Raw genomic sequence first — 23,611 nt, 5'->3', positions numbered from 1 at the left:
CTTTTTTAGAATTGAATTAAAGCCTTGAAACAAAAGAACCTTGAAATGAAATAAGGCTGAAATGAAATAAGGCTGAAACAAAGATAAGGCTGAAACAAAGATAAATCTGAAACACAATAATCCTGACGCAAAATGAACGAGAGTCTTTTTCCTGAGAAACAGGCATGTATGAAGCATCCATTGATAAAGCCCGACACAGTTGAGCAGAGACTTTACCAGCTCAACCTTGCAGGAAAAGCCCTGGAGGGCTCAAGCCTGGTTGTGCTCCCCACGGGACTTGGAAAAACCATTATAGCTCTTTTCGTAATTGCTTCCAGGCTCCAGCGTTTCGGGGGAAAAGCCCTGATCCTTTCTCCTACAAAACCTCTTGTAGACCAGCATGCCGCTTTTTTTAAAAAGGTGATGACCCTTCCCGAAGAAGAAATTCTGGCTTTTACAGGCAGCATTGCCCCTGCTGAGCGGGAAAAGCTCTGGGCACAGGGAAAATTGATAGTGTCTACTCCCCAGGTTATTGAAAACGACCTTCTTACGAAACGGATCAGCCTTGAAGACGTCAGCCATATCACTTTTGATGAAGCCCACAGGGCAGTCGGAAATTATGCTTATACCTTTATTGCGGAAAAGTACTTTGAGAGCGCAAAAAATCCCCATGTGCTAGGAATTACCGCAAGCCCGGGCAGCTCAGATGAGAAAATCGCAGAGGTCTGTCAGGCTTTGCATGTTGAAAATGTAGCTGTGAAAACCGAGAAAGACAGGGATGTTCGCCCTTATGTGCAGGAAAAAGAATTAGAGTGGCTTCAGGTCCAGCTTCCTGCCGAAATGGCCGAAATTCGGGGATATCTGGAGAAGATCCTGGATGATAGGCTCGGAATCATAAGAGAACTGGGGTTTTCTGCAGGCAGTGGAAAATACGTCTCCAAAAAAGACCTCCTGCTTCTCCAGAAACAACTCCAGGATAAAATCCGTATAGGGGGAGACCCTGCAATTTTCTCTGCCATGTCTGTGGTTGCTGAGATGATGAAGGTTAACCATGCTGTGGAAATGGTGGAGACACAGGGGCTTGAGACTCTAAGAAAGTACCTGGAAAAATTGGAGGCTGAAGCCTCTTCCAGCAGTTCGAGCAAGGCTGCAAAAAGGCTCATGGACGATCTCTATATGAGAAAAACCCTGTACAGGGTAAAGGAATGTGATGTCGAACATCCTAAACTCGCGCTTGCACGGAAGATCGTATCCGAACAGCTGGAAGAAAACCCTGATTCCCGGGTAATTGTGTTTACCAACTACAGGGACACTGCCGAAATAGTGGCAAATGCCCTTTCTGAGGCTCCAGGAGTTATCCCTATCCGTTTTGTGGGGCAGGGTTCACGGCATAAAGACAAAGGACTTACGCAGAAACAGCAAGCGGGAATCCTCGATAAATTCAGGGCAGGGGAATACAACGTACTTGTAGCTACTTCAGTTGCTGAAGAAGGGCTTGATATCCCCTCCACGGACATGGTGTTATTTTACGAACCCATCCCCTCGGAAATCCGCAGCATCCAGCGTAAGGGCAGGACCGGCAGGCAGCAAAAAGGCAGAGTAATTGTGCTTGTGACAAAGGGCACACGGGACGAAGCCTACTACTGGAGCAGCAAAAACAAGGAAAAGAAGATGCTTAACAGCATGCACGGGCTTGAAACAGTTCTTACCCCAAAGGCTTCAAAGAAGAGTGCAGAACTTTCGGATTTCGAAAACCTATCCTGTAATTCAGACTCGAAGCTGAAAATGGAAGAAATCGAAATGGAAAACGAGGATGAAGACGGAAACGGTTTCAATAGCAGTCCGGGGGATATTAGGAAAAACGAGGAAGATAAAGACATATACCTGGAAACAGGCGCAGATGGGACTGGAAAGAAGGACGAAAATGAAAAAGCAGATGTAAATGCAAAAGAGAGGCAAAAAACCCTGGTAGACTTCGAAGCTCTTTCCGGAAGGAAATCTGTAAATAAACCGGGAATATCCGGAACAGAACCCGAAACCGAGCCTCTCAGAATAGTGATCGACCACAGGGAGACAAAATGCGGAGTTGCAAAAACCCTGGACAGGCTCGGGATGGAACTTAGCTTTGCGGCTCTCGAAGTAGGGGACTATGTGGTAAGCGATCGTCTTGCAGTAGAAAGAAAGCGCACGGATGACTTTGCAAGTTCTCTGATCGACGGAAAGCGCAACCTCTTTGCCCAGCTTTCGGACCTTGCGAGGGTTTATGAAAAACCTGTCCTGATTATTGAAGGAGAAGACCTTTTCACTTCCAGGCAGATCAACCCTAACGCCATTTACGGCTCACTTGCATCCATTGCACTCGACTTTAGAGTAGCCATCCTTTATTCCAGGGATGAGGAAGAAACAGCTTCTATTTTGAAAATACTCGCAAAGAGGGAGCAAACAGAAAACAAACATGAAATCAATCCGCACGGGAAGAAATCTGCCAGCTCCCTTGTAGAGCAGCAGGAATACCTTATTTCTTCTATTTCGAATATCGGGCCAAAGGCCGCCAGAAACCTCCTTTTGCACTTCGGCTCCGTAGAGGCTATTATGCTGGCTGACACTGAAGAGTTGAAAAAAGTAAAACTAATAGGGCCTAAAGCAGCAGCCAGGATCAGAGAAGTGCTCGAAAGCCCATATAAAGGATAAACAGAAAAAAAGCAAATTGACGGGAATAAGTCCGGTATCTCATCAGTTACAGTTAGAACTGAATGAAAAAAAGAAAAAATTAAGTGAAAAATAAATAAAAAATAAATTTTCCCGAGATTCAGGCTGAAAAAGACCTATTATGACTATAGGAGGATAGCCGGCAACAGCATTCGAGGAAAACCGCATACTATAAGCCTGAAATAACAGTGCTCAACCTGTAGGCTCCGGAAAAAATCGTTTTTTAAAGAGGAATTCCCTGGGGAAATCCCACTAGAAAAAAACCTGTCCTATCAATACCTTTTGACGTTGCAGAATATTTTTTCGAGATGCCGCCTTTGAACTGTGCATTTTGGCTCAGGCAACACCCCAAGGAGAATGAAAACCCACCCAAACGGGAAGAGAAGGATCATTGCTCCAAGCAACCTCAAAAAGGTAATAAGACATGAAAGCAGGTCTCTGTATATCTCTCTCATGCTTTCATCACCTCTCAATATACATTCAGCTGGTCATAAATATAAACACACCTAAAAGAAATTTATGATAAATCGTGATAGATCTGTGCCGTTTCAAAATGCAGATTTGAAAAATAATTGCAGAATCCTTAACGATAAATAATTATAGAAAAAAACCTCATCCTGTATCACCTTTGGGAAGTTAACGGAGTTATTAAGAAAAACAGCATCGTGTGGTGAAGAGGCATAATTTTCAAAAATGTGCCCCATGTGGAATTGAAATCGGAAACGCGGATTCCTATAATCAAAAAGTGTAAAACTATAATGAAAGATCAGGAAATATGATAAAAATAATAGGTATATAATATATAATAAATATATCGTAGGATTAGAATTAAAACGCCTGCATAAAAATAAGACTAGCCTGAAAAGATGCCCCATAGAGCAAAATCGACATTCGTCGGACTTTGCCGCAGGCATGGGAGAGAAAGGGTACACATCAAGACCAAAGTTTCCCGAGAAAAAAATCGGTTTTTCAGGGAAATTCCTGCCAGTCAGGGCATACCAAACTTCGTGAAGACGGAAAAGAAACAGGGAAAACCAGATTTCTCAAGCAAATCTTCAGAAGAGCTTTTTTTTCCAGATCTTGTCCGGAAAATCTTCTTTTTTGATTTTTATACCTTATAACAGATTATTTTTATACGACCCCGTTCTATTGTGAACTTTTCTTCCGATTATATAAGTTAGATGCAACCGTTTTTTCCGAGCGTCCTCTTTCAGGGAATGTTTTTCGGCAGATCTTCGAGCCTGCATATTCTCAACACTAGTTATACCTATTATTAACTTGAATTGATCTTAACTTGAATTGATCTTAACTTGAATTGATCTTATTTCTGGCTCGCCTATCCCTTACCCTATCTATTTCAGCTTTGCCTGCAATTAGATTTTATAGAAAGGAGCGTAAAACCCCCAGGTCTTTAGCCTGGGGGCAGTTCACACCTGCCTCAGCCGCTCTACCAGACCAATGCCTTTTTCGATCAGCTCGAATTGCTCAGCAATGCTGCGCGGATTCTTTTCGTCCTGAAGGGAATCTGCGATACTGACCATTTTTTTAAAGAGAAGGTTTTCCAGCACATCGCGGTCTCCATGAGCTGTAGAAACCATGGATGGTGCAGTCCTTTTCCCTGCCCGGACTGCGGGTGCAGTCCGAACTTCAGGAACCGTTCTTCCGACCTCTTCAGCCTCATAAGTAGTCTCTGGAATCTCTTCTTCCACAGACGGGAGAACTTCATCTTCTTCATCTTCGGCATCCGGCGTTCTTTGCCCGAACCTTGCTTTCTGTCTGCGTGCCTGTACTTTATTTCTGGTCTCAAAAGAGGATCTGTCTCTCTCAGTAGAAGATCTGGCTTCTGGGACCCGGACTTCTGCCGCAGGTTCGGGAGCCGGAGTTTCTTCCATTTCTTCCCGGACATCACAGATAGGACAGATTACCGTGCCCTGATAACGAAATTTTGGAGCTCCGCAGACTTTGCAGTGTTCGGCAAGCATTGTGCCTCCGAGTTCCAGGAAACGGGCTATACGCTTTACTTTTTGGTCTTTTTCAGAATCCATATGCCTAACATTCCTTTTTGCACAGTTTATCACTTATTTAATAAGATTTTTCCTGTAGCTCCCTCTATATGAAACTACCTTTATCATGCACAAAACGGAAAAGGGTCTGTATCCAGAATCGTATAGAGAAGACGCGGACACAATCGGGCACACGGATTACCGATAATATTTTATATAACGAGCCTGTCTAACACTAATTTATTAGCTCTAATTTTTAATCATAATTGACTGCGAAGGTGATTCAAATGTCATCAAATGATTCAGCAGAAGTTATCAAACAATGTCTTCATGTCCTAGAAAGCATAACCAGTGACTCTTCAGTTCCAAGAAATATCAGGCGTTCTGTGAATGAAATCATAGATATCCTGAACAAAGACTCCGAACCTCTGTTCCTTAGAGCAGCATCAAGCATTTCCATTCTCGAAGATGTAAGCAACGACCCGAACCTTCCTCTGCACACGAGGACTCTGATATGGAATCTTTCAAGCCAGCTTGAAACCATTCCAGTAGATGAGTAAAGCCAGAGAAAACAAAAGAATTGTTCTAATCCTGTAAAAAGGATTTTTTCTGAGAGTATCTTAAAGAAAGAATTTGGCTCCCGGAAAGAAAAACGCTCAGATTCGTTTCTTGAGACGATTCTGTTAAAAATCCCGAACTTTATTTGATTCTAAACTAAGAGCCGAAGGGAAGCGACTTAGTAAGATAGTCGCCTCCAGCTGCTTTTCGAATCAACTTAAATGATAAGGGATACCGATAAGGTAAAAACCTTTTTCATTTTTTTTCGACATAACTATTATCTTTTCTCGATTTTTTTCTGAATCGAATTTCAAATTCATACTATGACCAGGGCTTCAAAAGGATAATAAATGTATAGAGTTTATACGTGAAAGAAGAGATAAAAAGAGGAATAAAGATATAAAGAACCTCATAATCAGTTTATACAGAATAAAGAAAATTATAAACTATACAGGGCAACAGGTTCAGGCCATAGACATAATACAGTTAAAATAGACATAATACAATTAGAAGGGAATGCTGAGATATAGGCATAGAAGCTTGAAAAAGCATATAAAAACCGAAAACACATCTAAATGTGTAAAAAAATAGAGAATAACTTGATACCGGTGGAAAGCCAGTATCGTGAACTTCCCCAGGCCAAAACCTGAGGGTTTTACGCTTCATTACATAAAAATATAAAAAGCTTACAGGGGGGCAAAAGTAATGCTGAAAGAAATTTCTATACGGATAAGGGAGAATTTCGAGGTTAAAGATAAGATCAGAGAAGAAGGACTGAAAATTTCAAGGGAAACTGTCAGGGAATGCCGGACAGCAAGCTTTGCCCTGCATGGGAAGGACTTTGAAAAAGCCGGTAACAGCATAGAGGCGGCTGGAAGAGCTTTAAAAAAGCTTGAATCCCGGTTCGAAGGACATGCTGATATTTACCACGCCGGATTTGTAGAACATGCCCAGCAGGAATATACGGAAGTTTCAGTTCTCTACATCCTTTTAAAAGACGAAGGAAAGACACAAAATCTTCCGTCTCCGGATGAACTGAGAGTTGAGTACGCTGCCTATCTTAACGGGCTTGGAGATGTAGTGGGAGAACTCAGGAGACATGTCCTTGACCTTATCAGGGAAGATTCCTTTGAAAAGGCCGAAGTATTTTTAGGGATCATGGAAAATATCCATGCAGTCCTTATGGACTTTGACTACCCTGACGCAATAACCGGAGGGCTCAGGCGAAAGACAGATGTATCCCGCTCCCTGATAGAAAAAACACGCGGCGATGTGGTAAACTCAATTCAGCAGAAAAAGCTTGAGCTTGCAATGCAGAGCCTGAAATCCAAACTGTAAGATAATTATCTCCTTTTCAGCCTGGCAGAACTACAGGCTGAGAAGGAGAGATAAATAAATTTCACAATAACCACTAAAATCATTTACTATTTAGTGTAGTTAAATTACAATTTAACCCTCAGATCAATTTAGCCCTCCGATACCTGAAGTCCATTGTCCAATGCACTTCGCCGGGTCGCCAAGCAGTTCAACATATGCATATAAACGATAAAACCGTAAGGGTCTGACAGATCCAGAATTCCAATAATCAGTTACAAGAGGATATCCATGAGATTTGATCCAGAAAAAATAAAAAAGGATGCAAAAGAGAATTTTGACCTTGCCTGGAACGAGGGTAAAAAAATGGTCAAAACACCTACCCTTAACGAACGCTACCCGAGAACTACCCTGAGATACGGGAAGGCTCACCCTGTTTATGATACAATCCAGAAATTGAGGGAAGCCTATCTGCGCATGGGTTTTGAAGAAATGATGAACCCTCTTATAGTTGATGAAAAAGAGGTTCACAAGCAGTTCGGAAGCGAAGCCCTCGCAGTCCTTGACCGCTGTTTCTATCTTGCAGGGCTACCCCGCCCCAATGTAGGGATTTCTGACGAGCGCATTGCACAGGTAACAGAAATCCTGGGCGACATAGGGGACGAAGGAATAGACAAAATCAGGAAAGAACTCCACGCTTACAAAAAAGGGAAGGTTGAGGGAGATGACCTTGTTCCCGAGATCTCAGCAGCTCTCGGGGTTTCCGATGCCCTTGTAGCTGACATGATTGAAAGGGTTTTTCCTGAATTCAAAGAGCTTGTACCCCAGGCAAGCACAAAAACGCTGCGCAGCCATATGACAAGCGGCTGGTTCATTTCCCTCAGTTCCCTCCTTGAGAGAGAAGAGCCTCCATTCCACTTCTTCTCGATAGACCGCTGTTTCAGGAGAGAGCAGCAGGAAGATGCCTCAAGGCTCATGACCTACTACTCAGCTTCCTGCGTGATCATGGACGAGGACGTGACCGTAGACCACGGAAAAGCCGTTGCCCAGGGGCTCCTCTCCCAGTTCGGCTTTGAAAAGTTCCTCTTCAGGCCCGATGAAAAACGCAGCAAATACTATGTGCCTGACACCCAGATCGAGGTCTTTGCCTTCCACCCGAAACTCGTGGGCTCGAACTCCAAGTACTCTGACGGCTGGATTGAGGTTGCAACTTTCGGAATATACTCTCCAACAGCCCTCGCAGAATATGATATTCCGTACCCTGTCATGAACCTCGGGCTTGGGGTCGAAAGGCTTGCCATGATCCTGCATGATGCCCCCGATGTCCGCTCCCTGACCTACCCACAGATTCCGCAGTACAGCGAGTGGGAGATGCCTGACAGTGAACTTGCAAAGCAGGTCTTTGTAGATAAAATGCCTGAGACTCCGGAAGGGCAGGCTATTGTAGATGGCATCGTTTCTCAGTGCGAACTGCACGGAGAAGAGCCAAGCCCCTGTGAGTTCCCTGCCTGGGAAGGGGAGATTTGCGGAAGGAAAGTAAAAGTCTCCGTAATCGAACCAGAAGAGAATACAAAACTCTGCGGTCCTGCAGCCTTTAATGAGGTCGTTGCCTATCAGGGGGACATTCTGGGAATCCCGAATAACAAGAAATGGCAGAAAGCTTTTGAAAACCACTCTGCAAGGGCAGGCATACGTTTTATAGAGGCTTTTGCTGCCCAGGCTGCCCGGGAAATTGAAGAAGCCGCAATGTCCGGAGCAGATGAGCATATTGTCAGGGTAAGAATTGTCAAGGTCCCCTCTGAAGTCAACATTAAAATAGGCTCTACTGTCCAGCGGTATATCACAGGTAAAAATAAAAAAATAGATTTCAGAGGCCCGATCTTCACCTCCGTAAAAGCGGAATTCAAGTGAAATAAGCAGTAAAAACAGGAATGGGCCGTATGCAAAGAGAAGAAGTACCGTTTTCAGGATATCCGGAACTTAAAAGGTTGATGGAAACTGGAGAGCCTGTATGTGTAACCTTTGAGATAGAAGAAGGGGATACAAAAGGAGAATTCCGGGGAACAGTACCATTCCGGGGAACAGTACCATTCCAGGGAACAGTACCATTCCAGGAAGCAGAGACAAAAGAAAAAGTAGCCGGAAAAGGAAGTGAAGAGCTTCCTGAAAAATCCGGCTTTCTCTTTTGCGAACTTGTGCAGAAAGCCCGCATGGGAGAGAAATTTCGGATTTCCGGACAGAGCTGCTCTCCCGGAGACTATGTCCTGGGTCTCTCTGAGGAAAGCCCTTCTGAATATTACCTTAAATCCGGAAGATACAGGAATATGCAGGCTGCAGAAAAAGCAGCCCTTTCCCTTCCAAGATTAAAGAGAAAATTTTGTTCCATAGTGATCGAGCCGCTTTCCCTTAACAGGGGTAACTTTGATGTGTTAATTCTTTTCCTTAAACCTGAGAAAGCCATGCGCATTGTCCAGGCGAATGCCTATTCTGAAGGAAAAAGGACAGTAATGGACACAATGGGTGCAGCTTCAATCTGTGGAGATTGTACTGTACTGGCCCTGGAACAGGGCATGGGTTTATCTTTCGGGTGTAAAGGGTCAAGAAAACACAGCGGATATGAGGATTTTGAAGTTCCCCTCGGGATTGCTTTTGAAAAAGTCGAGGAAATTGAAGAAGGACTTTCAAAACTTCCCGAAACAACTCATTAAGAGGCGCTGGATAAAAAACGAAGAAATAAACGAAGAAATAACAGGCACCTGTCAGCTTTTTGTCAGATTATTTTATCGAATAAGTCTACTACACTTTCCAGCCCGACAGCTTTTAATTGATCCGGAGAAACAACTGCAACGGTTCCCAGAAGAAAGATCAAAACAAGGGCGTAGACAAAACTTTTCAGTAAAAAAGAGCTGACTGAAAAACTCTTTTTGCGTTTGCTGTCATCAACTTCTTCTACGAGTCCTTCATATCTGACTTTTACACTTGACCAATCGGCACCATCTCTGTTTGATTTGCCTGAAGGGTTTCCGTCTTCAGAATCCTGGTGCTTTCCGGAAGAGACATATTTGGACCAGTCAATAGTTTTAGATTCGGAAGGGGAATTGGATTGGCCAGAGTTTAGAGGATCACTGGAAGATTTGAACGGAACATAGGAAATGGTAGTCGATCTAAAGGGAGATTTAGAGCCTGACGGCATATCGGGAATATCCGGACCCTGAGAGTCATGGGCAGATTCCTGGCTATTGGAATTCCCAGGAGTGGCAAAAACTTCAGTTGCCTTTTCTTCCGGGGGCAAAGACCTATCATATGCCGTTCTTTTTTGGGGGTCTTTGAGAGTTTCGTAAGCTTCCTTGATCTTTATGAACTTTTCATGGGCATCAGGGGACTTAGCTCTGTCCGGATGATATTTTTTTGCAAAATAGTGATACCTGTCTTCGACCTCCTCAGGGCTTGCACCTCTGGGAATATCGAACAACTGATAATAGTCCACTGCTTTTCACCCTCTGAACCTGTATATCTATTATTGAGCCGTTAATCGATTAACCAATTAATCGTTGAGACCTTCTGGCCTTTCTATAGTAACACTTCGCATGATTCCGGTCCCAAGGTCTTTGGCTGTAGCATTTATTAATCCGTTAGCGTCAATGTCAAAAGTAACCTCTATACGCGGAATGCCTTTTGGGGCAGAGGGGATATTATCGAGAACAAGCGTTCCTAAGGTAACGTTTTTTGATGCAGCTCGTTCCTCTCCCTGAAGGATTTTCCCTCTCACGACCCTCTGATTGTCGTAATGGGTGGTAAAGATTTTACTATTTCTTGTTGGAATTGTTGTATTCCTTGGAATTACTGGCGCCATCAAATCTCCCACGGTTTCAAACCCGAGTGTAAGAGAGGTTACGTCAAGAAGCACAAGGTTGCCTGCGTCAACCTCTTCCCTGGGAGACTTAAGATATTCATTTCCAAGGATTCCTGCCTGAACAGCAGCCCCCATTGCTACCACTTCGTCAGGGTTAATGTTCTGAAGAGCCTTTTTTCCCATGAACTCTTCTACAGCTTTCACTACAGCAGGTATTCGGGTAGAGCCTCCTACAAAAATAACTTCATCAATTTCTGAAGGAGAAAGCTTTCCATCCTGCAGGGTTTTTTCCATAATTGATAAAGTATTCTTAACAAGGTCCTCTGTCATCCTGTCAAACTGGTCTCTTGTTACATCTATTTCCAGGGTTTTACTTTCAAAAATATAGGGCAGGTTAACATTTGCAGTTGTGAGAGTGGACAGGTCAATCTTACAGCGTTCTGCGGCCTCCTTAATGCGCTGCATCGCCTGCGGCATATCTGCAAGGTCCTTGCCTTCAGCCTTCTGGAACTCGGCAAGTAGATGTTCAACAACCCGCCTGTCGAAATCATCGCCGCCGAGTTCGGTATCCCCACTGGTAGCCAGTACTTCGAAAATTCCGTTTTTAATCTTAAGAATTGAAACATCAAAAGTACCGCCCCCCAGGTCGTAAACCAGAATTTTCCGGTTATCAATCCCATCTTTCAGGCCGTAAGCGAGCGCAGCTGCGGTAGGTTCGTTTATGACTCTAAGCACTTCCAGACCTGCAAGTTCGCCTGCCTTTTTTGTTGCAAAGCGTTGAGAATCGTTAAAGTAAGCAGGGACAGTAATTACCGCTTTTTCAACGGCATCCCCCAAGTATTTCTCCGCATCATGTTTTAGTTTTTGAAGGATCTTTGCGGAGATTCCATGAGGAGTATATTTTTCATTATTCAGTGACACCCTGTAATCGGGTTTCCCCATATTCCTCTTTATGGATTGGACAGTATTCTCATGGTTGGAAATCATCTGCCTTTTTGCAAGATCTCCTACAAGTAACTCATTCTTCTTTGAAAAACCTACAACTGAAGGCGTAAGCCTTTTTCCTTCGGAATTGGTAATGACCTTGGGTTCACCAAGCTCAATTATCGCCATACAAGAATTGGTGGTTCCCAGGTCGATGCCCAGTACTTTTCCTCTGATATTTGCCGTTGGCGCGCCCCCAAAAAATTTATAATGTGTTCCAGAGATATTAAGTTTTCTAATAATGTGATAAGTATATATAGTGAATTAAATTGCGGATATTGAGCAAACATAAAATATAATATTTACTTAGGTATAAAAGATTCTTCTTGAGATTTTTTATTAATACAAAGGAAATTAGATTAAAAAAAGTTTTCGCTGGAGAGAAATAATCTAGCGTCAAAATCTTAACCTTTTTCAAAGAAAAGGTAAAGCATGAAGATTAACAACATAAGTCACAAAACCATAGAAAAAAGAGACTTCGGCACATTTCCCACATCAGCAAATATGTTTTGCAGTTGCAGAAAAGAACATAGGATTAATTGGAATTAAATATTTACACTTGGAATGGAAGTTGAAAAATCGTTAGCAAGTGACGAGATATAACAAGTAAAAATATTATGTAAGAAAGAGGGAGTAAGATTATATAGTAGTTGATTAAATAAATTTTAGGGTAAGGCATGGAAGAGAGTATATTTATTTTGAGAGTAATACATTAAGTACATTATCATGATGCCTTGCTAAATTATGACACTTACTAAATTATGATACTTGCTAAATTATGATACTTACTAAATTATGATACTTACTAAATTATGATACTTGCTAAATTATGATACTTGCTAAATTATGATACTTACTAAATTATGATACTTGCTAAATTATGATACTTACTAAATTATGATACTTGCTAAAATTGCCTGACAGCTTAATGTGATAACTTAAACATGACAGCTTTACCGTTTACCTGAGAATGGTCGGTATCACCTGATACTTCTGTGCCGGGATACATGTTACTTTTGCCTGTTTTAACCTGAAATTAACAAGAGAAAAGATCACTGTTTTCGTATTCCAGGTAGAGAAATGAATATATCTTTGCTTCCGCTTATTTGTCCTTATTTGTTTTTATCATTTGTTTTTCCGCGTAATTTCCAGGTAATTTTCCGGGTTATTTGCTCCGGTTATTCTGGAAAAAGATTGACTACTGAAATATAGATTGAGTCTTTTTAATCTGGTCTTTTCTGTTAAAGAAATCCGGTATAAAACGAGTTCATCCCAGGCTATTCTTTAAAGGAAACAAATACCAAAGTACACTTATTACAGAGAGACCTGCGGGATGAGTTTATATAGAAGTACAAACATGTAAAATGCGATTTTAATTCCATAGCTATTCCAAATTCACACTAATGGAGGATTTAAATCATGGCAGGACAGCCAATATTCATTTTGAAAGAAGGAAGTAAGAGAACAAGAGGCAGGGATGCCCAGAGTAACAACATTATGGCCGCAAAGGCAGTAGCCGAAGCAGTCAGAACAACCCTCGGTCCCAAAGGTATGGACAAAATGCTTGTGGACGCAATGGGTGATGTGGTCATCACAAACGACGGGGCAACCATTCTCAAAGAGATGGACATCGAGCACCCTGCAGCAAAGATGGTGGTAGAAGTATCCAAGACCCAGGATGATGAAGTGGGAGACGGAACCACCAGTGCAGCAGTAGTCGCAGGAGAACTCTTAAAGAAAGCTGAGGACTTAATCGAACAGGAAATTCACCCGACAATCATTGCATCCGGATACAGGCTGGCAGCCGAAAAAGCTGTTGAAGTCCTTAACTCCCTGGCAATGAATGTAGATATGTCTAACCATGACCTGCTGGTCAGCATCGCGGAAACCGCCATGACCGGAAAGGGTGCAGAGGCTTCCAAGAGACTCCTCTCCGAAATTGCCGTGGACGCTGTCACAAGCGTTGTGGACACAAACGAAAAGAAGAAGACAGTGGACAAGGACAACATCAGCGTTGTCAAGAAAGTAGGCGGCAGAGTCGAGGATTCCGAGCTTATTAAGGGCATGATCATTGACAAGGAAAGAATCCACTCCAATATGCCTGAGAAAGTCAAGGACGCAAAGCTCCTCCTCCTTAACAGTGCAATCGAACTCAAAGACACTGAAGTAGACGCCGAAATCTCAATAACTTCTCCTGACCAGCTCCAGTCTTTCCTTGACCAGGAAGAGCAGATGCTCAAGAAGATCGTCCAGAAGGTAATCGGCAGCGGTGCAAACGTTGTCTTCTGCCAGAAGGGTATTGAAGACCTTGCCCAGCACTACCTCGCAAAGGCAGGCATCTTTGCCATCCGCAGAGTCAAGAAGAGCGACATGGAAAAGCTCGCAAGGGCAACAGGCGGCAAACTCATCACCAACATGGATGAAGTCACCTCCGAAGACCTCGGATACGCAGGACTCGTGGAAGAGAAGAAGGTTGGCGGCGACAACATGACCTTTGTCACAGGTTGCAACAACCCCAAGGCCGTAACCATCCTCCTGCGCGGCGGCACAGAACATGTGGTTGACAGCATTGACAGCGCTCTCGAAGACGCTCTCCGCGTTGTAGGCGTTGCAATCGAAGACGAAAAGCTCGTTGCAGGCGGCGGCTCCCCTGAAGTTGAGGTTGCCCTCAGACTCCAGGAATACGCAGCAACCCTCGAAGGAAGGGAACAGCTTGCGGTTAAGGCCTATGCCGAAGCCCTCGAAGTCATCCCCAGAACCCTTGCAGAAAACGCAGGTCTCGACCCAATCGACATGCTTATGGAGCTGCGCTCCCAGCACGAGAAAGGCATGAAGACCGCAGGGCTTGATGTCTATGAAGGCAAGGTCGTTGACATGTGGAAGAACTTCGTAGTCGAACCCCTCAGAGTCAAGACCCAGGTCATCAACGCAGCCACAGAGTCTGCAGTCATGATCCTCAGGATCGACGACATCATAGCTTCTACCCGTGCAGCCCCTGGCCCTGAAGATATGGGTATGGGCGGAATGCCCCCAGGAATGGGCGGAATGCCGGGAATGGGCGGAATGCCCCCAGGAATGATGTAAATTCCTGAAAAATAAGGTAAAACCGAAAAGTGATTGAATCCAAAAAAGGTGCAGTTTCTTTACTGCTCCTTTTTTAAAGTTCAATCAGGAAATATTCTAAGCCTGAAAGCCTGTTTCCGGCCTCTCACCGGAAAAGCCATGTGAATCTCCGTTCACTTATTCTCTTTCAGGCTTCTTTTCAGGTTTTTTGAATAATCAGGCTATTTTTGCAACAAAAGTCTTATAAACGAATTTAAAAATAATTTATAAAAGAATTTTTTGCGAATTAAATCATTTTTCAGCCTTTTTTAAGGCAGTTAAGGATGTCCTCAGCTTCATACCTTGTTTTTATTATCCTTGTCCTGCCTCGCTTGCCCTTGCCTGTAAAGTCAGCGTCCACATAGTTGAGAGTCTGAAGCCTGTTGACCATGCCGTAAAAACGGGTGTATCCTAGCTGTGTCAGCTCGTGGAAAGATTTGTAGAGTTCTCCAGCCTTAACATCATCTGTCCTTGCTATCAGTTCAAGCAGCTGTTTTTCAGGGTCTGAGAGGAGGCTTATGCCCCTGCACAGGTGGAGAAGTTTGGAAGCCTCGTAGGCTTTTTCCACATCTTCTGATAAGATCATGCGGCTTCCCCTGCGCTCAGCGTTGAACCCTGAACGTCTTAGAAGATCGATTCCAACCCTCAAATCCCCTGTTTTTTCCACATACGAGACAACAAGTTCCAGCACTTCGTCAGAGATTACTCTCGGGTAAAAGCCGTACCTGACCCTGTCCTTAAGGATGTCCAGAATCTCTGCCTCCCCATACCTTGGAGAGGATATTTCTTCAGGCAGGAAAACAGAGTTGACCCTTGCGTCCAGGCAATAAAGATCAGATGCATCGTTTACGATCCCGATAACCCCTATCTTTGCTCCGGGGTACTGCTCGTGAGCCCTGAGCAGGGAATACATCACTTCGTTGGCGTGTCCCTCACAGCAGAGATAATTAAGGTCGTCCAGCGCCACAATCAACACTTTTTCAGAAGAAATCAGGAAATTTACAACGTTTTCAAAGAGTTTCCGAAAAGCAATCCCGGAATTCGGAGGAGAGATCCCGAACAGTTGCCTGTAAATCCTGGAAATTACGGCAAAACGTGTGGAATCAATCTGGCAGTTGACCTTTACAGCCACAACACCCGGAGCATGAGCCTCAACTTCTCTGAAAACCTTCATAACCGCACTGGTCTTCCCTGTTCCTGGAGGGCCGACCAGCAAACAATTTAAAGGCCGCATGCCGCGCAGGGCAGGTCTGAGCGCAAACCTGAGCGCATTTAACTGTGAATCCCTGTGGGGAAAATATTCCGGGAGATAATCCGGCTCAAGTACCGAAAGGTCCTTAAAGAGGGTTTCGTCCCAGAGTAGTATATCGTTGCCTGTCAAGGAAACTTGCTCCTTTGTTATTGATGTATCCTTTATAATGTATCCTTTTGCTGCTGGATTTTTGTCACGGGATCCTTGCAATTGCCGGATACTACTGATTGAGGGCTGGCCTGTAAAAGTATGTTTGAATGGCTGGATCTCAAGAGAGTGCAGTGCAATTAAATAATGTGAGTTCCACAGTTTGAACACAGGTTTTAAAAGGTCAAACTCCCTGTTTAATATAAATAAGTGAAATTTTTGGTAAATATATCTATTGCTCTGTTTAAATTTTTAATAAATATGTATTATTACGTTTTAGCTTTTTTGAATTTTTACTGGATTAATAACTACTTTTGAACCATTATTTTGTAGTTTGAGTAATCATCCAGGAAAATTAATAATCCAGTAATATAGCAACCAATCTCCGGGTAAAGAAAAAACTTATGATTTAACCCTGTTGACGGTAGTTAAGATACTTTATAAATAATTACTAGAATACTAATTAAAGAATCATTAGAGAATAATTAAAAATATCATAGATTCCTGAGTATATATTTGAAGATTGGCTACATATTTGAAGAATGAGTACATATATACTCAGTGTTCACAGTTGAAGAATAAGTACATATATACTCAGTATTCACAGCAGGGTGGGGAGAATTAATATGGAAATTGAGTCAAAATTTTTGGTACCGGAAGAGACAGATTTTAAAGCGCTTGAAAATCTCTCCAGGCTTGCATCTTATATTATTTCTGAAGCTAAGATCCAGATAATTGAGGACACTTTTCTTGATACTGAAAATAAAGACATTATGGCTGCCGGGTATTACCTGAGAGTAAGAAAAGCTGCAGGAGAAAAAGGGAAATGGGTGACAATCAAAAGTCTGGGAGGTTTTGAAGGCGGGACCCACAGAAGAGAAGAATATGTAAGTTTCCTGCCGGAAGGGCTTTCCGTGCTTGAATGCCCCACTCTCCGGATCAGAAATATGATTTTTGAGTTTACCTCGGGGCTTGACCTGTCTCCACTTATTACTCTCAAACAGAAAAGGATAATTCGCAAGTTAAATCTTGAAGAAAAGCATGTAGCTGACCTCTATCTGGACAGGGTAAACCTCAAAAGCGAAAGCAGGAAAAAACTCTACAATGAGTTTGAGGTGGAACTTAAAAGCGGAGGGACTGTTGATGACCTTGAGACTATCCGGGATTTCCTGCTCAGTCATTACAGCCTTGTAGAGAGCCCTTTTTCCAAATTTGAAAGAGCCTATATTTTCAGGGAAAACCTTCCGGAAAAAACCTTCCTGAACTTGAAAGAAAGAGCGGTCTGCGCACAGCTTGCAGGTCACAAAAACATATACGGAAAGCAAGCCAAGATTCTTCTATTAATTGACAGGGGCAGTAATCCTGCAGAACTCAGCCTTCTACTTAAAGTCCCGGAACCGGAAATCGAAGCTCTGCTCTCGAGGTTTGAAAAAGAAAGACTTTCAGTCTTTCCTTTTACAGGAACTAAAGAAAAAACCCCTGGAAAAAGCCTGGCATTTCATTTTCAATCCGGAAGAGGGGAGCCCCATAAAGGCTGGACTGAGATGGGCATTGAGGAATGGACCCCTGAAGCCCTTATGGAACTGTATGGAGTTAACAGAGAAAGAGCAGAAAATATCAGGGCAGGGACCCTCGCCCTCTTTGACGGGCTTTCTGCTTATCACGGGCTCGGAAAGGAGGAAAAGGAACTGCTCGGCCTTGCAGCCCTCCTGCAGGATATCGGAAGTTCAGTATACAGAGGAGAAGAAGCCATAATGAGCAGAGAAATTCTCCTTACCCATCCGATTAAAGGACTGAAACCAGATGACCTGCAAATGCTTGCCCTTATCATGGAGCTTCAGAACCCCGAAATAAGTGAAAAAAAGCTTTCTGTAGTCCTTGAAGAAGAGAATACAGGTCTTTCTCCGGCTTTTCAGAATAAAGCCCTCATTCTTACAGCTTTTCTCCGGATTGCAAATCTTTCCGACAAAGGAGCTCAGTGGTTTCTGCCCTGCAGGTTCAGGCAACTTGAGGGATCTGTCGAAATAGAACTGCTGGGACCTGATGCAGAAAAAACTGCAAAAAAAGCGGAAAAAAGAAGTGAACTCTGGGAATATCTCTTCAGCACCAAAATCCGATTTACGAAGGCAAGGGAACCTCTTGAATCCGGAGACTTAGAAAGAGCCCCGGAAATAGCCTCGGGAAGAGCCTCAGAAAAAAAACCACGAGAAGAGAGAGAAGAAGCTGAAGAAGAAGCTGAAGAAAAAGGAGGAAAAAAAACCAGGGGGAAAGTTGAGGACAAAACTGAAAAAAGAATTGAGAAGAAAAAAAGAAAAGAAACTCAGAAATTTACGGTCATCCCGGAAGATTCCATGGCCTTTGTTGCGCACAGGATCTTTACATACCAGTTCTCCCAGATGCTCGCCCATGAAAAGGGAACCCGAAAAGGAGAAGACATCGAAGAGCTGCATGACATGCGCGTTGCGGTCCGCAGGATGAGGGCAGCAACAATAGTCTTTGATGAATACCTTGACTCCGAAAAACTGGAGCCTCACCTTAAAGGGCTCAAGAGAACACTTGGTGCCATGGGAGGAGTCCGGGACCTGGACGTTTTCCGGGAAAAAGCGGAAACTTACCTGAAAACCCTACCTTCCGGGCGTGAACATGACCTTGACCCTCTTTTTCTTACACTTGCGGAGGAGAGAGAAAAAGCCAGGGAAGATATGCTCGATTACCTTGACAGTGAAAAGTACAGCCGTTTTAAGAAGGACTTTTCGGAGTTTCTGGACTTTCCGGAAACCTGGGCTCTCCCCACAACTACGGAGAAACATGACTCTCTGCCGCACCGGGTAAAGGATGTACTTCCTTCGATCCTCTATGCCCGTTTAGCCGACATAAGTGCCTACTCCGAATGGGTAGAGGGACCCTATGTTTCAGTTGAGAGGCTACACAGGCTCAGGATTGCGGCCAAAGGACTGCGTTATACTTTAGAGTTCTTTGAGGGCGTGCTCGGGAAAGAAGTTGAGACCTTAATAAAAGATTTCAAAGTTTTGCAGGACCACCTTGGAGACCTGCACGATGCAGCAGTTGCAACCGGAATGCTGGAATCTTACCTGAAGACCGGGACCTGGGGCCCTTCAGAAAATGAAAAGACATCGAGTGAAAAGGCATCGAGTGAAATGCAGATTTCCGAAAGCCCTGGTGGAGTGGAAGCTTACCTTGCTTACAGGGAGGAAGAACTGTTAACCCTGCTCAACACTTTTCCGGATGCCTGGGAAAAAATCCGGACCGAAGATTTTAGGAAGAGAATTGAAAGTGCAGTCAGAAACCTGTATGAAGGCCACTGAAGGATTTCAATTAACTTTTAAAAACCAGTTTAAATTGGAAAAATTCAATTTTTGAAAAGGCTCCACTTTTTAGGAAATTCTGTTCCTGAATAAGCTTCAGTCCCGTGGGACTTCCTCAACTTCGACGCCCCCTTCAAAAACTACTGGGGCTCCCACAGCCTGTTCTATAAGTACTTTGGACTGGAGAGAGTATCCAAAAATCTTCTTAAAGAATTTTTTCTGTTTCTCAACTTCCCAGATTTCGAGCTGGCACTCCTGCTGGGCGTGCATTTCAAGCACAAGACCTTCGGTGGAAGCAATATAGAAACGGACATGGGATACAATACCGGTATGGGTACGGTCAAGCCCTTCGGCAATACGGAGAAGGGCACTGAGCGCCCTGATACTTTTTACAGCTTCTTTACTTAACCCTGCAAGGTTGGGATGCTTCTTTTTAGGGGTGTTTTTCCTGTGGAAATACGCAAGGTTTGCAATGATTTCTATTTCTTCAGGCTGGAAGCCAGGGAGGCTGCTCTCTCTTATGAGATGATAGGCATGTGCCTGATGGGTATCATATGAGAGAAATGTCCCTATATCGTGCAGGATCCCACCGTACTCGAGAAGCTCTCTCTCACTTTCCTGAAACTCATAGACCCCAAGAGCCTGAATGCTGTCAAAGAGTTCAAGGGCAAGCCTGGTAACGATATGTGCATGTTCTTCATCAAAGTTGCAGGCAAGGCCAAGCTGCATGATGCTGCGTTTTCTTACCGACATCTGTGTGACCATATAAGAGAATTCGCTCTTTGAGATATAGTCCACGAGCAGCCCTTCCCTGAGCCCGCGCTTGCTGACCGTAATCTCTGAAAGTTCGAGTTCCTCCATAAGGGTCTCGATGATTGCAGCGCCTGAAAGAATGATGTCTGCCCTCTGGGAGTTTATCCCCGGAAATTTGCGCCTCTCTTCAAGCGGCAAGGCGCACATTGCCCGGACAATTTTCTTCAGGTCTTCGTACTCCAGCTTCTCGAAACTTTCATGGGCTGTTTTATGAAGGTAAACAAAAGCGATTTTTGCAAGGTTTTCGATGGTCCCCGAGCTCCCAATCACACAGCCTACCCTGTACCTGGAAAGTTCTTTTGTTATATCCGCAGTCTTGCGCCGTATGTAGGCTTTGATCTGCTCATAACGCTCCTCGGAAACCGGACCTGTTTCATCCGGAAGAAACATGTTTGTCAGGCGGATTGACCCGAGGTTAAGGGAGTGAAGGAAGTAACACTGGCTCTGGTCCCCTACCGACACTTCAGTGCTCCCACCCCCGATATCAATAAAAAGGGCTTTTGAATAACCAAGGCGGAGCCCACTTGAAACTCCCAGATAGATCAGGCGGGCTTCTTCTAACCCCGAAATCGTGCAGACCTCAAGGTTTGCCTCTCTTTTAATCATTTCAAGAAACTGGACCCTATTGCTCGCATCCCGGGTTGCAGAGGTTGCCACAGCTATGATCTCTTCTGCCCTGTAAGCCCTTGCAAGTTCCATGAACTTTTTACAGACAACGGTTGCCCTCTCCATTGCTTTTAGCTGCAGGATCCTGTCTATAAACTCCTTTTCTCCAAGCCGCACCGTTTCCTTCTGCTTGGTCAGGGGCTGGTAAGACCCATTGGAATTGATCCGGACCAGAAGAAGCCGGACTGAGTTAGTCCCTATATCAATAAACGCAACAACCCTGCCGTCGGAATTTTTCTCGGGTTCCATTTATGACCACCTGAAAGCCCTTCCTTTCGTTTTTCTAGAAGGATTAAGAGAGCTTCATAAACTCCACAATATCAGTTCACATTTTGATTCAATTTGAGATTTATTTTCCGGATAGTATTTTCCTGAGTTCTATCTTTCTATATATGTGAAATTGTAAGTTCAAAAACCCTGCCCATGTCAATTACCCCTGAGCTAAAGACTCAGGGGTTTCCTGCTGAGGGTTTATGAAACTCCAGAGAGTAGCATAAAAATTTCAGGTGGGAAAGGAAAACACAGAAAACTAAAGGAACAATGGAAAAGGGAAAGAAAAGAGAAAACAAAAAGGGGAGGGAAGAGAGAAAACAAAAAAAGATTATGAAAGTTTTCTTTCAGCCGTTTTCCGTTTTAAGCTCCCAGACGCCTCTGTTCTCAAGCATCCAGAGCTGAGAATCCAGTTCTTCTTCATCGGGCTGCGGGTAGATCCTTTCAGTCCTGCCATTAGGGAGGAGAAGGCGAGCTTTTATGTTATCTTTCAGGTGGGTACCGAGGATGACATCGCGCATGATAGGAATGTAATCTGAAGATACTGGAAAGAGAACTTCGACCCGGTTGTCAAGGTTGCGGGGCATAAGGTCGGCACTGCCCATAAAGATCTCTTCTTTTCCGCCATTCCTGAAATAATATACTCTCGAGTGCTCAAGAAAACGCCCGACTATAGAAGTGACTCTGATATTTTCGCTCAGCCCGTAAATGCCGGGCCTGAGGCAGCAGATGCCCCTGACAATGAGGTCTACCTTTACTCCAACCAGTGAAGCTCTGTAGAGTTCCCGGATGCACTGGTAGTCCACCAGGGAATTCATCTTGAAAAGCAGGTGACCGTCCCCAAATTTCTCGTGCAGGTCAATCTCGCGCCTGATGCGTTCAAGGATCTGATGCCTCATATTCTGCGGAGCTACCAGGAGCTTGATATAATGGTCCTTTCTGGAATAACCTGTGAGGGCATTGAAAAGGTCAGAGACGTCTTTGCCTATGAAAGGATCACTTGTGAGATAGCCGAAATCAGTATAGAGTCTTCCTGTGACAGCGTTATAGTTTCCCGTGCTCATATGCACATAATATCTGATGCCTTCTGTTTCGGCTCTTACAATAAGGCACATCTTGGCATGGGTTTTGCGTCCTGGAAAACCGTAGGCTACGTGAACGCCCTTACGTTCGAGTTCCTTTGCCCATCCAATGTTATTCTCTTCGTCAAAGCGGGCTTTAAGTTCGACAAGGACTGCAACCTGCTTGTTCCGGTCCGCAGCTTTCATAAGAGCCTGGATAATCCTGGAGTTGTCATCTACCCTGTATAACGTCATTTTAATTGCCAGAACATCCGGGTCATCAGCGGCTTCTTCAACCAGATCGGTTACCGATTCGAAACTGTCGTAAGGGTGATAGAGAAGGACATCCTTCTTTTTCAAGGCTGTAAAAATATTTTCCTTATTAGCCAGAGAGGAATGTTTTCTCTGCTCAAAAGGCTCGTATTTAAGCTCCGGCCGATTGATTTGCGTAAGCTTCATGAGGCTTGAGAGGCCCAGAGGGGCCGCTGCCCTGAACATAAGAGGAGGAGTTAGCTCCAGGTTCTTAAGGAGAATATCAGAAACCCTTTCAGGCATAGTATAGTCGGTTTCAAGCCGGACAGCAGGCCCGAAGTAGTTTCTCCCCACCCTCTGCTTAACAGCCGTCAGAAGGTCCTTGTCCCCGTCCTCGTCAAAGCCGAGATCAGCATCTCTTGTGATCCTGAAAGGATAAGCTCCGAGGATACGCTGTCCGGGGAACAGCAGATCGAGGTTTGCAGCAATCAGCTGTTCGAGCCACACAAAACGCCCTGATTTTAGTTCTTCAAAACTGGAAATTATTTTTTCCTGACCTTCTTCAGGAACAACGATCAGCCTTGTGAACATAGGGGGGATCTTGACCCTGGCAAAACGTTCCCCGTATTCCAGGTCATCAATAAGTACGGCAAGGTTAAGACTGAGATTTGAAATATGGGGGAAAGGATGACCTGAGTCGAAACCAAGGGGAGTAAGTAGTGGAAAAATATTTCTTTCGAAGTAGTCCCTGAGCTTTTCTCTATCTTCTCCGGAAAGCTCAAAGTAGTTAAGGACTTTAATTCCCTTTTCCCTTAGAGCCGGTTCGAGCACTTCATTCCAGCATCTGTCTTTTAGAGGAAGCTGCTTTAGAAGTTCTTCCCGGATGACCTGCAGCTGCTCCTGAGCCAGTTCATCTGCGCGGTCTTCCTTTGCCCCTTCAGTAATACGTTTCTTGACCCCGGAGACCCTGACCATGAAAAACTCATCAAGGTTGCTCCCGAAGATGGAAAGAAACTTAACTCTCTCAAACAGAGGATTACGTTCATCCAGAGCTTCTTCGAGTACTCTGTCATTAAACTGGAGCCAGCTGTATTCCCGGTCCGCATAAAGGCATGGGTCACTCAGGTCAGGCATACCTGATACTTCAACCCGGACCCCATCAACACTATCCGTAACCAATCTATCAAAATCTGCACAATGAATTGGGAAGTTACGCTCCATTCCTATCACGCGTAGCCTGGGTTTTGTGTTTCTTCAGAGCCATCCTCAAAAATATAAGAAGATCGGAATATAAGATTTTTGCCTGTTTCATTATTTGACAT

At 44.1% G+C, this 23,611-nt stretch carries 14 protein-coding genes; 7 read left to right on the top strand and 7 right to left on the bottom strand.

Annotated elements, in window-relative coordinates:
• The first annotated feature begins 132 nt into the window (after positions 1 to 132).
• Positions 133 to 2,670 carry a DEAD/DEAH box helicase gene (locus EO92_RS01305; protein ID WP_048168798.1) on the top strand — a complete coding sequence of 846 codons (2,538 nt, stop codon included), beginning with the start codon at positions 133 to 135 and terminating at the stop codon, positions 2,668 to 2,670.
• Between the two features lie 290 nt (positions 2,671 to 2,960).
• Here the strand turns inward: EO92_RS01305 and EO92_RS01300 are convergent, their stop codons facing one another.
• Together EO92_RS01300 and EO92_RS01290 are read right to left on the bottom strand one after the other, a co-directional pair.
• On the bottom strand, positions 2,961 to 3,143 hold the full coding sequence (locus tag EO92_RS01300; RefSeq protein ID WP_048161106.1) for a hypothetical protein: 183 nt from the start codon (positions 3,141 to 3,143) through the stop codon (positions 2,961 to 2,963).
• Between the two features lie 972 nt (positions 3,144 to 4,115).
• Positions 4,116 to 4,733 (bottom strand): Sjogren's syndrome/scleroderma autoantigen 1 family protein, encoded by a 618-nt coding sequence (locus tag EO92_RS01290; protein WP_048168797.1) that lies wholly within the window; start codon positions 4,731 to 4,733, stop codon positions 4,116 to 4,118.
• Between the two features lie 245 nt (positions 4,734 to 4,978).
• Between EO92_RS01290 and EO92_RS01285 the strand changes: the two genes are divergently transcribed.
• The 4 genes from EO92_RS01285 to EO92_RS01270 all read left to right on the top strand — a co-directional run bounded on the left by EO92_RS01285 (position 4,979) and on the right by EO92_RS01270 (position 9,271).
• Positions 4,979 to 5,251, top strand: a complete 273-nt coding sequence (locus tag EO92_RS01285) for a UPF0147 family protein (protein ID WP_048135465.1) — start codon at positions 4,979 to 4,981, stop codon at positions 5,249 to 5,251.
• Between the two features lie 703 nt (positions 5,252 to 5,954).
• Entirely contained in the window at positions 5,955 to 6,587 is a 633-nt protein-coding gene (locus EO92_RS01280; RefSeq protein ID WP_048161097.1) for a haloacid dehalogenase, read from the top strand.
• A gap of 267 nt (positions 6,588 to 6,854) precedes the next feature.
• The gene (gene sepS / locus EO92_RS01275) at positions 6,855 to 8,474 is read left to right on the top strand and encodes an O-phosphoserine--tRNA ligase (RefSeq protein WP_048161096.1); all 1,620 of its coding nucleotides are present in this window, start codon (positions 6,855 to 6,857) and stop codon (positions 8,472 to 8,474) included.
• A gap of 29 nt (positions 8,475 to 8,503) precedes the next feature.
• The gene (locus EO92_RS01270; protein ID WP_048168796.1) at positions 8,504 to 9,271 is read left to right on the top strand and encodes a DUF169 domain-containing protein; all 768 of its coding nucleotides are present in this window, start codon (positions 8,504 to 8,506) and stop codon (positions 9,269 to 9,271) included.
• A gap of 62 nt (positions 9,272 to 9,333) precedes the next feature.
• On the opposite strand, the gene EO92_RS01265 is transcribed toward EO92_RS01270, so the two are convergent.
• Complete coding sequence (locus tag EO92_RS01265; protein WP_048168795.1) at positions 9,334 to 10,050, bottom strand: J domain-containing protein; 717 nt, start codon at positions 10,048 to 10,050, stop codon at positions 9,334 to 9,336.
• Positions 10,051 to 10,107: 57 nt separating this feature from the next.
• Positions 10,108 to 11,562, bottom strand: a complete 1,455-nt coding sequence (gene dnaK / locus EO92_RS01260) for a molecular chaperone DnaK (protein ID WP_255350315.1) — start codon at positions 11,560 to 11,562, stop codon at positions 10,108 to 10,110.
• A gap of 1,257 nt (positions 11,563 to 12,819) precedes the next feature.
• On the opposite strand from dnaK, the gene thsA reads away from it, so the two are divergent.
• Entirely contained in the window at positions 12,820 to 14,484 is a 1,665-nt protein-coding gene (gene thsA, locus EO92_RS01255; protein WP_048168794.1) for a thermosome subunit alpha, read from the top strand.
• 277 nt (positions 14,485 to 14,761) lie between these two features.
• Here the strand turns inward: thsA and EO92_RS01250 are convergent, their stop codons facing one another.
• Positions 14,762 to 15,883 (bottom strand): ORC1-type DNA replication protein, encoded by a 1,122-nt coding sequence (locus EO92_RS01250; RefSeq protein WP_048161092.1) that lies wholly within the window; start codon positions 15,881 to 15,883, stop codon positions 14,762 to 14,764.
• 644 nt (positions 15,884 to 16,527) lie between these two features.
• Here EO92_RS01250 and EO92_RS01245 point away from each other — a divergent pair.
• Positions 16,528 to 19,227, top strand: a complete 2,700-nt coding sequence (locus EO92_RS01245) for a CHAD domain-containing protein (RefSeq protein WP_048168793.1) — start codon at positions 16,528 to 16,530, stop codon at positions 19,225 to 19,227.
• A gap of 96 nt (positions 19,228 to 19,323) precedes the next feature.
• Here EO92_RS01245 and EO92_RS01240 read toward each other — a convergent pair whose 3' ends face one another.
• Both EO92_RS01240 and ppk1 read right to left on the bottom strand, forming a co-directional pair.
• Positions 19,324 to 20,955, bottom strand: coding sequence for a Ppx/GppA phosphatase family protein (locus EO92_RS01240; protein ID WP_048168792.1), 1,632 nt, complete (start codon positions 20,953 to 20,955; stop codon positions 19,324 to 19,326).
• A 368-nt stretch (positions 20,956 to 21,323) separates the two neighbouring features.
• Entirely contained in the window at positions 21,324 to 23,510 is a 2,187-nt protein-coding gene (ppk1, locus tag EO92_RS01235; RefSeq protein ID WP_052734233.1) for a polyphosphate kinase 1, read from the bottom strand.
• Positions 23,511 to 23,611: the final 101 nt, after the last annotated feature.

It is taken from the genome of Methanosarcina sp. 2.H.A.1B.4, assembly GCF_000979385.1.
Lineage (GTDB): Archaea > Halobacteriota > Methanosarcinia > Methanosarcinales > Methanosarcinaceae > Methanosarcina.
Note: the sequence above shows the minus strand (reverse complement) of the source record. Positions and strands in the feature narration are given on the sequence as shown.

What these genes read in the sequence shown, in the direction of transcription:
- EO92_RS01270 (WP_048168796.1), top strand. Translation starts at nt 8,504, where the DNA reads ATGCAAAGAGAAGAAGTACCGTTTTCAGGATATCCGGAACTTAAAAGG.
- EO92_RS01245 (WP_048168793.1), top strand. Translation starts at nt 16,528, where the DNA reads ATGGAAATTGAGTCAAAATTTTTGGTACCGGAAGAGACAGATTTTAAA.
- EO92_RS01280 (WP_048161097.1), top strand. Translation starts at nt 5,955, where the DNA reads ATGCTGAAAGAAATTTCTATACGGATAAGGGAGAATTTCGAGGTTAAA.
- EO92_RS01290 (WP_048168797.1), bottom strand. Translation starts at nt 4,733, where the DNA reads ATGGATTCTGAAAAAGACCAAAAAGTAAAGCGTATAGCCCGTTTCCTG.
- EO92_RS01300 (WP_048161106.1), bottom strand. Translation starts at nt 3,143, where the DNA reads ATGAGAGAGATATACAGAGACCTGCTTTCATGTCTTATTACCTTTTTG.
- thsA (WP_048168794.1), top strand. Translation starts at nt 12,820, where the DNA reads ATGGCAGGACAGCCAATATTCATTTTGAAAGAAGGAAGTAAGAGAACA.
- EO92_RS01285 (WP_048135465.1), top strand. Translation starts at nt 4,979, where the DNA reads ATGTCATCAAATGATTCAGCAGAAGTTATCAAACAATGTCTTCATGTC.
- EO92_RS01305 (WP_048168798.1), top strand. Translation starts at nt 133, where the DNA reads ATGAACGAGAGTCTTTTTCCTGAGAAACAGGCATGTATGAAGCATCCA.
- sepS (WP_048161096.1), top strand. Translation starts at nt 6,855, where the DNA reads ATGAGATTTGATCCAGAAAAAATAAAAAAGGATGCAAAAGAGAATTTT.
- ppk1 (WP_052734233.1), bottom strand. Translation starts at nt 23,510, where the DNA reads ATGGAGCGTAACTTCCCAATTCATTGTGCAGATTTTGATAGATTGGTT.
- EO92_RS01240 (WP_048168792.1), bottom strand. Translation starts at nt 20,955, where the DNA reads ATGGAACCCGAGAAAAATTCCGACGGCAGGGTTGTTGCGTTTATTGAT.